15 protein-coding genes are annotated in these 12,603 nt (G+C 34.0%); 7 read left to right on the top strand and 8 right to left on the bottom strand.

Annotated elements, in window-relative coordinates:
- The first annotated feature begins 55 nt into the window (after positions 1 to 55).
- Entirely contained in the window at positions 56 to 301 is a 246-nt protein-coding gene (locus tag ACUN28_RS21365) for a DUF3986 family protein (RefSeq protein ID WP_098505911.1), read from the top strand.
- A 62-nt stretch (positions 302 to 363) separates the two neighbouring features.
- Here ACUN28_RS21365 and ACUN28_RS21360 read toward each other — a convergent pair whose 3' ends face one another.
- A complete protein-coding gene (locus ACUN28_RS21360) occupies positions 364 to 1,527 on the bottom strand; it encodes a cation:proton antiporter (RefSeq protein WP_016088559.1) in 1,164 nt (387 codons plus the stop codon).
- Positions 1,528 to 1,794: 267 nt separating this feature from the next.
- On the opposite strand from ACUN28_RS21360, the gene ACUN28_RS21355 reads away from it, so the two are divergent.
- The gene (locus ACUN28_RS21355) at positions 1,795 to 2,625 is read left to right on the top strand and encodes a MerR family transcriptional regulator (RefSeq protein WP_016134044.1); all 831 of its coding nucleotides are present in this window, start codon (positions 1,795 to 1,797) and stop codon (positions 2,623 to 2,625) included.
- Positions 2,626 to 2,763: 138 nt separating this feature from the next.
- On the top strand, positions 2,764 to 4,119 hold the full coding sequence (locus ACUN28_RS21350; RefSeq protein ID WP_098505912.1) for an MATE family efflux transporter: 1,356 nt from the start codon (positions 2,764 to 2,766) through the stop codon (positions 4,117 to 4,119).
- Positions 4,120 to 4,153: 34 nt separating this feature from the next.
- Here ACUN28_RS21350 and ACUN28_RS21345 read toward each other — a convergent pair whose 3' ends face one another.
- Positions 4,154 to 4,819 carry a DUF421 domain-containing protein gene (locus ACUN28_RS21345; protein ID WP_016088556.1) on the bottom strand — a complete coding sequence of 222 codons (666 nt, stop codon included), beginning with the start codon at positions 4,817 to 4,819 and terminating at the stop codon, positions 4,154 to 4,156.
- A gap of 160 nt (positions 4,820 to 4,979) precedes the next feature.
- On the opposite strand from ACUN28_RS21345, the gene ACUN28_RS21340 reads away from it, so the two are divergent.
- The 4 genes from ACUN28_RS21340 (at position 4,980) to ACUN28_RS21325 (ending at position 7,642) form a co-directional block, all read left to right on the top strand.
- Positions 4,980 to 5,558 carry a YdcF family protein gene (locus tag ACUN28_RS21340; RefSeq protein ID WP_016134046.1) on the top strand — a complete coding sequence of 193 codons (579 nt, stop codon included), beginning with the start codon at positions 4,980 to 4,982 and terminating at the stop codon, positions 5,556 to 5,558.
- 147 nt (positions 5,559 to 5,705) lie between these two features.
- Entirely contained in the window at positions 5,706 to 6,023 is a 318-nt protein-coding gene (locus ACUN28_RS21335) for a DUF4870 domain-containing protein (protein ID WP_016134047.1), read from the top strand.
- Positions 6,024 to 6,236: 213 nt separating this feature from the next.
- The gene (nfsA, locus tag ACUN28_RS21330; RefSeq protein WP_016134048.1) at positions 6,237 to 6,971 is read left to right on the top strand and encodes an oxygen-insensitive NADPH nitroreductase; all 735 of its coding nucleotides are present in this window, start codon (positions 6,237 to 6,239) and stop codon (positions 6,969 to 6,971) included.
- A gap of 86 nt (positions 6,972 to 7,057) precedes the next feature.
- A complete protein-coding gene (locus tag ACUN28_RS21325) occupies positions 7,058 to 7,642 on the top strand; it encodes a type 1 glutamine amidotransferase family protein (RefSeq protein WP_098485792.1) in 585 nt (194 codons plus the stop codon).
- Positions 7,643 to 7,850: 208 nt separating this feature from the next.
- On the opposite strand, the gene ACUN28_RS21320 is transcribed toward ACUN28_RS21325, so the two are convergent.
- From ACUN28_RS21320 to ACUN28_RS21295, 6 genes are all read right to left on the bottom strand, one after another.
- On the bottom strand, positions 7,851 to 8,570 hold the full coding sequence (locus ACUN28_RS21320) for a sulfite exporter TauE/SafE family protein (RefSeq protein WP_098505914.1): 720 nt from the start codon (positions 8,568 to 8,570) through the stop codon (positions 7,851 to 7,853).
- 210 nt (positions 8,571 to 8,780) lie between these two features.
- Positions 8,781 to 10,001 (bottom strand): MFS transporter, encoded by a 1,221-nt coding sequence (locus tag ACUN28_RS21315; protein WP_098485790.1) that lies wholly within the window; start codon positions 9,999 to 10,001, stop codon positions 8,781 to 8,783.
- Between the two features lie 19 nt (positions 10,002 to 10,020).
- Positions 10,021 to 10,470 carry an ArsR/SmtB family transcription factor gene (locus ACUN28_RS21310; protein WP_098485789.1) on the bottom strand — a complete coding sequence of 150 codons (450 nt, stop codon included), beginning with the start codon at positions 10,468 to 10,470 and terminating at the stop codon, positions 10,021 to 10,023.
- A 128-nt stretch (positions 10,471 to 10,598) separates the two neighbouring features.
- Positions 10,599 to 11,813 carry an MFS transporter gene (locus tag ACUN28_RS21305; RefSeq protein ID WP_098485788.1) on the bottom strand — a complete coding sequence of 405 codons (1,215 nt, stop codon included), beginning with the start codon at positions 11,811 to 11,813 and terminating at the stop codon, positions 10,599 to 10,601.
- Between the two features lie 6 nt (positions 11,814 to 11,819).
- Complete coding sequence (locus tag ACUN28_RS21300; RefSeq protein ID WP_098485787.1) at positions 11,820 to 12,287, bottom strand: VOC family protein; 468 nt, start codon at positions 12,285 to 12,287, stop codon at positions 11,820 to 11,822.
- 165 nt (positions 12,288 to 12,452) lie between these two features.
- On the bottom strand, positions 12,453 to 12,572 hold the full coding sequence (locus ACUN28_RS21295; RefSeq protein ID WP_000120179.1) for a YjcZ family sporulation protein: 120 nt from the start codon (positions 12,570 to 12,572) through the stop codon (positions 12,453 to 12,455).
- Between the last annotated feature and the right edge of the window lie 31 nt (positions 12,573 to 12,603).

Below are 12,603 nucleotides of genomic sequence, written 5' to 3'. Positions count from 1 at the left end.
TTTTCAAAGGGAGGGAATTATTATGAAGAAATAAGATCCTAGTCAACATTATCACATCGGATATTATGAAGATGGACATGATTTAGAGGTGACGGCATACAAAAGACTACATGAACCAGTTTGGGATGCTTATATTCCGCACTATGAGGCAGGCAATTTTTATAAGAAAGTGGAGGAAATGAAGCTAGGTGAATATATAGATGATTATGGTATTATGGTGTATTCATTTCGTAATGATATTGATGATGAAGAAGCACGAATTATTTTTGAAAAATGGTTGAAAAAGAACGGGATTGTTTAAAGATACAATAAAAAGGAGATTGCTATCTTATAAGGTAGCAATCTCCTTTTATTATATGAAACTTATTTACTTGCTTTCAGTGCTTTATCTTTTGCACCAAAAGTGTATTTTAACATTGGTGGTGTAATCATTGTAGTTAAAATAACGACAATAACGATAGCTGTAAAGTAATCTTGTGCTAGTAGACCTGAAGAAAGTCCTGTTCCTGCGATGATAAGTGCAACTTCACCACGAGAAACCATTCCAGCACCGATAATTGCAGAAGACTTAGCGTCAAATCCAGTCATTCGTGCACCGAATCCACAACCGATTAGTTTCGTTAATACTGCGATGACTGTTAAAGCTAGGATGAACCAAATTTGATTGCCAATACCATCAAATGTAATATTCATACCGATACTTACGAAGAACACTGGAACGAACATAGCGTAAGCAATTGGTTCTACTTTCTTTTCTACTTCATGTTTGTAGTTCGTTTGAGAAATAGCGATACCAGCTGCGAAAGCACCGATAATACCAGCAATTCCTAATAGTTCGCCGAAATATGCGAATGAGAAACAGATGATAAGAGCCGCGCTCACGATAGACTCAGATACGCGTAGTGGTGATAACCAGCGCATAATCGCAGGAACACCTTTCCATCCGATTAAAATAATAGAAGCGAAGAATACAACTTTCTTCAAGATAACCATTGTTAAGTTAACATCGTCTGTACCTAAGAAGCTCATTGCAAATGCTAATAAAATAACAACAAGAATGTCATCAAATACAGCAGCACCAAGCATCGTTGTACTTTCACGTGTTTTCATCTTTCCTAAATCGCGAAGTGTTTGTACGGAAATACTAACACTTGTCGCACATAGAAGTAATCCTAAAAATACAGCATTTCCTTGTTCCATTCCCATAATAAGACCAGAAACGTAACCACCTACGAATGGAAGAACGATACCTCCAAGTGCAACTGCTAAAGAAGAATTACGATTTGCGTTTAATTCCTCTAAGTCTGTTTCAAGTCCTGCCATAAACATTAAAAGAATAACACCGACATTACTTAATTGTGTTAGAAGCTCTGAATTTTCAATCCAACCTAATACAGCTGGACCGATAACGATACCGACAATTAATTTACCTAGTACAGAAGGTTGACCTAATCTAACACTAAGATCACCAGCAAGCTTTGTACTTAATAAAATAAGTGCAATTTGAAAGAAAAATTCGAATTCCATCGGATCCTCTCCTCATCATTTTTATTTTTATCATACGATTTCTCGGAATTTGCCTAATGAAAATATGTAAAACCCATTAAACAAAGGGTCTGATTACAAGTTCTTTTGAACTCGTAATTTGAACCTGTAATTAATATATAATAAAATGTATGAAAAATCAATGAAAAAATAGCAGATTTTCATGATAGGATTCGATTTAGATATGGAGGGAATCACTATATAATAAGAAGAAATAGGGCTACATTTTTATGAATTGGAGAAAGAAATATGTTATTAGATAAACGTTTTACAATTGGAGAAATGGCAAAAATGCATAATATAGCGGAATCTACTTTACGTTATTATGATGAAAAGGGAATTTTTCATCCGTCCATTGTGGACCCACAAACAAATTATCGCTATTACACAATCGATCAATTTTCACTATTAGATACGATTAAGTTTTTACGCCAATTAAATATTCCATTAAAGGAAATTAAGAAATATATTGATGAAAGAAATCCAGCATACGCACTCAATTTACTAGAAAAACAACAAGAAATGATGTTGAAAAAACAAAGAGAAATTGAGTATGCTTTGGCGAAAATGGAGCATAGAATTCATTTAATTAAGGAAGCAACAAAAGCAAAAGCTGAACAAATGGTAATTAAAGAGATCCCGCAGCGAAAAATTACAGCAATTGCGGTTGCCCCGAATACGACGGATGATATGTTTGAGTACTACATCCATTCGTTGCAAAAAAATATGAGGCAAATGGATGATAGTTTATTTTCTGGAGATATTGGTGTAACTGTTGCGAAAAAAGGACTCATGCAAAATGAGTTTCAAGCATATAGCAGTGTTTTTATTCTTTTGGATTACATGCCTTTTCAAGTACATAGTGCAGATGAAATTAAAGAAGGTATATTTGCCTGTGTATATCACCATGGACCATATGAAGAAACTGATGAAACATATAAGAAGTTAATGGAATACATTGATCAAGAGGGATATGAAGTAGACGGAGATGCGATTGAGATTGCATTAATTGATTGGTCTGTAACAGAAAATCCGGAGGAGCAAGTAACGGAAATTCAAATTCCTGTAGTGAAAAAATAAGGTGAAAACCTTTGAAATGATTACAAATTCACATTCATTAGTATAATTCAGTTACCTATTTTTTAATTCTCTCTTGACCTTCAAGTTACTTGAAGGTTTAAACTGTGAACAGAGCGTTGAAAAAAGGAGCATACTAGTATGGAAGTAACAGAAAAATTAAGAGAAAAACCAATTAAAAGTTTATTTATTTCTTATTTAATACCAGCCGTTCTTGGAATGGTATTAATGTCAGTTAATATTGTGATTGACGCGGTTATGATTAGTAGAGGAGTTGGAGCGAACGGTTTAGCAGGAGTAAACGTCGCTATTCCAGCGTTTTCAATTTTCTTCTCGATTTCATTGTGGATCGGAATGGGCGGGGCAACGCTATATTCCATTGCACTAGGTGAAAATAAATTAGAAAGAGCAAGGTCTATTTTTACTCAATCTATGACGGTAGCAGTCATTATCGTAGGTATTTTAGCAGCGATTTGTTTATGGAGAATAGAAGATTTAGCATACTTATTCGGTGCAAATGAAGTGATTTTACCGTATGCGTTAGACTATTTACATGTGTTATTAACATTTGGAATGATATACGTTTTAGAAAATATTTTAAGTACATTTATACGAAATGATGGAAATCCTAATTTAGCAATGGCAGGTCTAGTTGTAACTGCTGTATTAAATATAGTGTTTGACTATATCTTTATTTTCATCTTTGGATGGGGCGTAACAGGTGCTGCTTCAGCGACGATTCTTTCAGCAGCAATTGGCTTCCTCGTATTATTAACTCACTTCTTTAGAAAAAGTAGTATTTTAAAGTGGGCGAAATTCCATTTTGAATGGGATACGATTAAACAAATTATGATAATAGGTTTCCCAAGCTTTACAACAGAAAGTACGGTCGCAATCGTAACGATTGGTTTTAATATCGCATTCGTCCAATATGCAGGAGAAGTAGGAGTTGCTTCCTATGCAATGGTAAATAGTATTCACGCGATGACATTACTATTATTCTTCGGTGTAGGTGCTGCATTGCAACCAATTGCTAGTTTCCATTACGGTGCAAATTTAGCAGAAAGATTGCGTGAAGGTTTACAGTTTGCTGTGAAAATTGCAGTTGTACTCGGAGGCGTTGCAATAATTGTCGGATTATTCTTCGGGAAATATATTATTGGTCTATTTGATGTCCAATCTCCAGAATTATTGGAGTTAACATTAACAGGTATTAGTTTGTTCTTTATCCAATACGTATTTTTAGGCTATAACATTGTGTATGGAGAGTATTTCCAATCAGTGCGACAAACAAAGAAATCAGTGCTTATTATAATGAGCCGAGGGTTACTATTTATAATTCCATTGTTATGGATTATGCCAAAGTTATTTGGGATAAACGGAATTTGGCTCGTTATGCCAGTAGCGGAAGTGTTGACAGCGATTATCGTATTTACGATGAATCGTATGAAACATCCTGTTCCATTAAACATGGCAGGAGAGAAAGAAGTAATATAATGAAGAAATCCCCTTGAACAAGTAAGGGGATTTTTTATTTTTTTAAACTAATAGCAAAAGATCCATCTGTTTCTTGAACAGACGCAAAGGCAACGTTTTTAATATTTGTGATGCCTTTTTCTTTTAATTCTTTATATAACCACTTTTCGTCCTTATGAATTAGCTTTAAGTTATCGTATTGAATTTGTGAATCAACGATAAGGGCAATTGGTAATCCGGCATACGTAACATCTATGTTCAAATCTTTTGGGGTTAATGGTACAAGTTCACGTTTTGGTAAAATACTAATGGCTCCATTGGCTTCTAAAATAGCGTATTCAATTTCATGAACACTTGGGTATCCTGCGACGCGAAGGTTAGAAAGTAATTCAGCGATGGGATATCTACTTTTTTGTAAGTTCTCAAAAATAATGTCACCATGTTTAATTAAAATGATAGGGTGCCCGAGAATAAAACGATTTAGTTTGTTGAATAGGCTTAATTTTGTAAGGATTAAATGCAAACATGTAATAACGACCATACCAAGAAAAGCTTGTAAAGCACCAGAGACTGGTATGGCTTGAAAAGCTAAATAAGATAAAAAGATAATAGCACCAAAATCATGAGGAGTTAGTTGTGCTAAAGCTGATTTACCGAGCATCTTAAGTGATAGTAAAAATAAGATAAAAAAGAACGATACGTTACATAAAAAGAGAAGCAATAGAGACACTCCTTCGTGCAAAGTTGTACTTACTGTTCCCGAAAGGAAAATAAATATTACTTTCTAGAGGATAAATTAGGGTGAATTGGAATTTGTCTGTATACAAACAAATAAATGGATATTATGATGAAAGAAACCAAAAACATAGGAGTATATGGATATGAGAAAGAAGAAAATAATTAAATATATTATAGGATTTATAATGGTTTGCGCTGTTTATGTGGGATTTTTACAATATAACATTTATAAGCATGGGCAAATGAATGCGGCCTATGATGCTGAGTATATAATTGTATTAGGATCGAAAGTAAATGGGACGGAACCATCGTATTCCTTGCAATATCGTATTGATAAAGCAGCTGAGTATTTAAAATCACATGAGAGAACAATTGCTATTGTGTCTGGAGGGAAAGGAAAAGGAGAAGATATTTCAGAAGCATTAGCAATGAAAAATGGATTAATGAAACTAAAAATTGCAGAAAATCGCATAGTAATGGAAGATAAGTCAACGAGTACAGATGAAAATATTAAATTCTCAAAACCTTTAATTCCGGACAATATGAAAAAAGGAATGATCGTAACAAACGATTTCCATATGTTTAGAGCGAAAAAAATAGCAGCCAAACAAGGTTTACAATTAGAAGGTCTTCCGGCGAAAACACCGAAGCGAATTGTCATTCCATCAAATATACGAGAGTATTTAGCCATTACGCAATATTGGTTTATGAATCGAATATAGAGAAAAAATCCCGTTTGGAAGTCCAGACGGGATTTTTTTGGAGGGAAATCTTACAAATATGTCATGTTCATGAAAGGTAAAGCGATAGTTTCTAGAATGGATTCCTGACATAATGAAGATAACAAAAATTATTTAGAGGTGAATCGGATGAAAGGAAATAATATATTATCTTCACTATGTTACTTTAGTATCTTTTTTGCACCATTTTTACTGCCAATTATCGTGTACTTCGTTGCGGAGGATGAAGTGAAATACCACGCGAAAAAAGCATTTTGGTCACATATTTTCCCATATGCAATCTTATTTGGTGGATTAGCATTATCAGGCATATATGGTTTAAGCTTCAATCAATCTGATGGTGCTGGAATTGGCATGATGATCACATATGCTGTATTCATTCTTGTAGGGATTTATTACTTCATTTGGAATATCGTAAAAGGTATTAAAGTTTTGAAAACGGCGTAATAAGACAAGAAATAATTTGCTGTAAATATGTCGGTATTTGTCAGTGAAGTCGATATTCCTTGTCGAATCGTCAATATAATTTCATTTACCGTACTAATAGATGATTTAAAAAAGAGCAATTCAAAAAGAATTGCTCTTTTTGTGCTTATAAGTTGTGAATATTGAAAAAGATATGTTAATTTTTCATTATGAAGAGAAAAAGGAGTGATTTTCATGAATGAGATCATACATAAAATGGAGCAACACGTTTCAGTTCGTAAATATAAAGAAGAATCCATTCCGAAAGATGTAGTAGAAAGAATGGTGCAAGCTGCACAGCATGCGGCTTCCTCGCATTTTGTACAAGCCTATTCTGTTATATATGTAACAGATCCAGACCTAAAGGCTGAACTAGCAGAGTTATCTGGAAATCGTCACGTGAAAGACTGCGCAGCATTCTTTGTTTGTTGTGCAGATTTAAAACGACTTGAAATGGCATGTGAAAAACATGGTACAGAGATAAAGCATGAAGGAGTAGAAGACTTTATCGTAGCAACGGTAGACGCTTCACTATTTGCGCAAAACTTAGCGTTAGCAGCAGAATCGTTAGGGTACGGTATTTGTTATATTGGTGGCATTCGTAATAACCCGAGGGAAGTGAGTGAATTGCTTCATTTACCGGATAAAGTATATCCTGTGTTTGGAATGACAGTCGGTGTACCAGATGAAGATCATGGAGTGAAACCACGTTTACCAGTAGCAGCAATCCTTCATGAAAATGGATATGATGAAAAGAAATATGATGAATTATTAAATGAATACGATGAAACGATGAACTCGTATTACAAAGAAAGATCAGCAAACAAGAAAAGCATAACATGGACGGAATCAATGAGTTCGTTTATGTCTAAAGAAAAAAGAATGCATATGAAAGAGTTTTTAAGTGAAAAAGGATTTAATAAGAAATGAGTAAAAAGGCAGACCTGCATGCAGGTTTGCCTTTTTTGGAGGAGAAAAGTGATTGTCTTCGAATAAGTATAGGGGGAGGGGATAATATGAAAAAAGCTTTAATCTTTTTATTTGATGGGTTTGCAGAATTTGAAGTGAATATAGCGAGTTTATTTTTGATAAGTAAGGAATTCGAAATAATAACAGCAACTGTAGACGGAAAAACAGTGACAGGAGAAGGTGGTTTTTTGTGTCAACCACATGTCTCTATCGAGCAGGTTGAAGTAGCAGACTATGAAGTGTTTATTGTGCCAGGAGGGCATATTTTTGACCATTTAGAAAATGAACAATTGTTATCTATCGTGAACGAATTACATAAGCAGAATAAATGGATAGCGGGTATTTGTGCAGGAACATCTTTACTACATGCAGCAGGCGTACTTAATAAGAAGAAATTCTCGACATCATTAACATCAGATGAAAAACAATTAGCGCATTTACATGAATGGGAATATAAACAAAATAAAGATGTAACTGTTGATGGAAAAATAATAACAGCTGTAGGGTCTGCGTACGTTGAATTTGCTACTGAAATAATGAAGCAGCTCAATTTATTTAATGACACTGAAGTGAAGGAGAACTTGCAATACTTTAAAAATGTAACAGAGCTTTGTGATGAAACGTTAGTATAAGTGAATAATTAAATTGTTAATACCTAAGTTCAGAATGTGGATATCACTTTCTGAACTTAGGTATTTTATTTATGATTTTGTATCTCTAAAATATGTTTTTTATTTTTGATGTGCAATCTTCCACCGCACTGAAAAATATAGTAATAAATTCGTTTGAATTTATATGTTATTACAAAATCTAAAGCATCTTGTATTTTGAAAAACTTACTTATAATAAATGCAAACTTTCAATAAGAAGATACATACCCGTGCAACTCAAAAGGATATATGTAAAGATTTTGAAAATCCGTTGATTAAGCCATTTGAAAATAATTTGACCTATAAACAAACCTAAAAATACGATTGGAATAGCATAAAAACTTGATTGCCAAATTGTTTTGTTTGTGCCAGTAAAGAGTATTTGAGTTAGTAGACTAATGAAATATATAAATAGATAAAAAGCTAAAGTAGTTGCTCTCAACTTCTCTTTTTTCGTATCAGTTCCTGTAAAGTAAAGTAACAGGGGTGGTCCTGGCATACCGATACTTGTCGTTAAAAGACCGGATAATCCGCCCACTAAGAAATCTCTAGATTTTGTTGATGTAATCTTAAAGTTGCATATTAACATCAACGTTAATAGTAAGAGTAGGATACTGATTGCTAATTTAAAAGTGTTGATGTTAATGAAAATGAAAATACCAAAAGGAACACCAAGTATACTTCCGAAAATTAATCTTTTCAGTAGAATACAATCAATGTCCATTCTTATTTTCCAAATGAGTGATATAGAAATAATTAACGATAAAATGATATTTATTTGTATAGCTTCTTGTGGTAGAAATACCATGAGTAAGAAAGGTGTTGCCATAATAGAAAAGCCAAAACCTGTGCTTGTTTGTAAAATAGAAGCTACTAATATAATACATATGAAAATGAATATAGTATTCAAAAAAGCCCTCCTACATAATTAAATCTAATACATATTTTAACATAAGGTGAAACTTTAATCAGTGGGAGGGCATCCCCACTGATTATTAAACCACATCAAGCGGACCTTTACTGGCAGCCCGCCCTTGCCTAGCTTCTTTGCTTTCGCGGGGATCTTACTGCTCTTTAATACGGGAAAAAAGCGGCAAAATAGCCGCTTTTTATCTTGCAGTTAATATTCTAGTGATGAACCTGTAGCTTTAAAATATTTTTCTCGTGAAGGCGTCATTACCCGGATTGCTAATAAACAGGAAAGGAAAAGAATGAGTAATGAGCTACTTATTACAGTAATTTGAACGGAAAGAAATTGTGCAGATGCCCCAATTGCCAAAACGAAAAAAATTTGAATGAAATTTTTTATGGAATCAAACACGCTATCGATACGTCCTATCATATGTACAGGGATGTTATTTTGATAAAATGTGATAAAGCCAGTACCAGCAAATGATGAAGAAATGCCAAGTAAAATGAAACCGCCTGCTGCGACTATAAATGAATTTGAAAAGGCGAAAATTACATAGCCTATTGCTGTGAAAATCATCCCTAACCCGATACAATGTTGAATTGGTAATCGTTTGGCAAAGAGAGAGACAAGAAATGAACCGGAAACGTAAGCAGCTCCAGTTATACTCACAAGCATACTGTATTCTATATCGGATAAAAACAGTACTTGATTTGTGAAAACAACTTCTTGTGAATCGAGTGCCATAGAAACAAGCATAGTCGCTTGAAATAAAACGAATATGAGAATAATGTAAGTTTCAGTTCGAGCAAATGAAAAAACTTGTTTCAAATCACTTCGTAATGTTTGTACGAAAGTATTTGCAACCTCTTCGTTTTGCTTTGTTTGTAATGTAATGTTTGGTAAGAAATAAATGAGAATAGTAGAAAGTAGAAATGAAAGTGAGTTGCAGTAAATAACAAAGGATGCAGAGTACGTGGTGAGAAGTATTCCAGCAAGAGCTGGACCGACAATAAAAGCCCCGCTTGTACAAAAGTTATTCCAAGCGTTGAATTGAGCGCGTTCTTCAGCTCGTATGAGCATTGTTTTATAAGAAAATGAAGCTGGATCGAAAAATGATGTAGCAATGCGAGTCAAAAAGATAAAAATATAAATGGCCCAAATAGAATCAAATAGTGGAATACAGCCGATGAGAGCTGCTCGAATTATATCTGTGATGAGCATAATGGACCGTTTGTTTAATCGATCTACTATACTACCAGACCATATTTTTGTAACAACGGTGGCAATTGGGCCAACAATCCATAATCCTGCTACAGCAGCAGGTGAGTTTGTGCTATTTAATACCATTAAGTTTAGAGCGATGAGATACATAAAATCACCTAAACGAGAAATTCCTGTTCCCGACAATAATAATAATTTATTTTTCATGAACAAATGGCCCTTTCTTTCATTGTTTTTTAATCCTGCAGGAAATAGCGTATTCCTCTTCAGAGGTTGATTGACGAGCGGTTTTGTTTTCCCAGCGTAATAAAACTTGTGTAATCTCCCAAGTAAGCTGTTGTAATTCCTCCGGAGTTAAAAATAAATGAGAAACAATATGACTACCTGTATTCGTTCCTTCTGTGCCGCTTTCTTCAATATAGAAATGAGCAGCTTTTGCTTTATAATATTTTTCAATAATTCCTCTTTTTTCCTTCGTGTCTACTAATTCAAGTAACCCTCCATCATATAAAATTTGAACGTGATAATGTACGCTACCAGCAGATTTGTTTAGTTTAGTAGCTACTTGCTTTGCAGTGAGTGCTTCGTCTTTTAAAAGGTGAAGAATTTGAATACGAGTTGCATTAGAAATGAGCTTCTGCTGCTCAGCTGAAATAGTAAGTCTATCTTCAAACATTATGATATCTCCTTTCTTATAATCTAAATTTATTGTACATTCTAAAAAATTAGAACGCAAGGAAAATAAATCGCCTTTTTCCTTTATATTTCGACATAAATAAAAATAGCATGTACATAAACATGCTATTAAGTGATAGTAGATTCTTCACTTAGTTTCCCGCGATAAAACAAGAACAGCCATATAAAACTAACAAAAATACAGCATATAGCTAATAGGCTACCAATAATTTGCGGAGAAAGAATTTCTAAAAGCCATCCCGTAAAAAACATGGATAATTGAATAAGAGATCCGTAAATGGAATAATGGAATGAAAAAACTTTACCCATCATAGTTTCCTTCGTGTAAGTTTGAAGTAATGTCGTATCAAGTGGAACGATGATTCCTCCTGCTATGCGCATGCATAGTAATGTAATGATACCGCTAATAAGTTGATCGGATAAAATGAATGCAAGAAAGAAAATTCCTTGTAGGAAATAGGCCCAACCGAATACCTTTTTCATTTTTTCTTTATTTTTAGATATATAAAGATTAACGAGAAGGCTTCCCATCATAAGCCCAGCCCCTTGAACTGTATATAAAATCCCAATGTTAGTGTGGAAAATTTTTTCGGCATAGATCGTTAAAAGTAGCTGATAGGCGCCTCCAATAATGCCCCATGAAATGCCGACAAGAATTAAAGTTAAAATGATTTTTGTTTGTAATATGTATGTATAGCCATCTTTTATATCAGTAAAAAATGCTTTTTTCTTGCTAAAAGTATCATCAGAAGGGACATTCATATTATAAATAAAATAGGCTGAAATAAAGTATGACAGGCTATTTACTAAAAAAGCGAACTCAATATGTAAAGATTGTGCAATGATCCCGCCTAAAGAAGCCCCCATAATAGACATAAAACCATTCATTGTACTAGAAAGAGAGTTAGCAGTTACGAAATGATTTTGGTGTACGATATTTTTTAAGGTTGCTTGTTTAGCCGGCTCAAATAAACAAGAAAGTACGGATAAACATATATTAGAAATGAAAATAATCTCAATTTTATATAGTGCAAATAAGTAAGTGAGGACGATCATGCCTCGTAAAACATCGGTAAAAATCAGAATCTTCTTTTTAGAAAAACGATCTACAACGCCGCCTATGAAAGGGCTAAGAAGAAGCTGGGGCAAACCTTTACTTATAAAAGTGAGTGCTATCATAAATGGAGACTCCGTAATACTATAGACGAATGTTACTAAAGCTACCGTATGAAACCAATCTCCAAGTACACTTAATGTTTGCCCATAAAATAATTTATTGAAGTTATTATTTGTTTTCAGAAGTGTGCTATAAGAAACTGACATAAAAGATTAATCCTTATGTAATGATGGTGCTTGAATTTGTTTTTTCCATTCGCTTATATACATTTTCTCTTCTATAGGAAGTCCAACAGGTAATGGTGCAATCAATTCTAAACTATTTCCATCAGGATCGTTAAAGTATACGGCGGCATGTGCTAATTCAGGAAAAACAATTGGTTCAATTGGTTCCATTCCGAAGTCTTTTCGTGCTGAAATTCCTTTTTGGTTTAGCCAGTGTATCGCATTTTCTAAATCATGTAAGCTTACTTGAAAGGCGATGTGTCGTAAAGAGGGGTGATAATTCACTTTGTATTCTGTGCCTTCCCAAAGACCGAGCCAACTTTCATTTTCTTTAATCCAAAAGAAAGCAATATCATCTCCTCTTTTATATAATTTTAGCCCTAGCGATTCGTAAAAAGGTATAGACACTTCTAAGTTACGGACAGGTAAATGTGCTTCGTAAAGACCTTTAATCATTGTAATCCTCCTTAATAAAAATGTTTCTGATTTCATAGTAAACGGTTTTTTATTAGTTGGAATCACAAAAAAGAGGGATATCACTTCATACGAAAGTATGAAAAAACAGCTCAAATATGAGCTGTTTCGTATAGTTTTTCGTTCGTTTGTTAAGGATAGGATATATTAGTATCCGTATCCGCCGCCACCCCAACAGCTACATCCGATGATGATTAGAAGGATGAATAGTACGATAAGCAAAGCAAATCCACCGCCGAAACCAGCGCAACTTCCACCATAGCTCATATGTTTTCCTCCTTTGAGTAAGTTAATCTAT

The organism is Bacillus sp. WC2507 (assembly GCF_052656125.1).
Note: the sequence above shows the minus strand (reverse complement) of the source record. Positions and strands in the feature narration are given on the sequence as shown.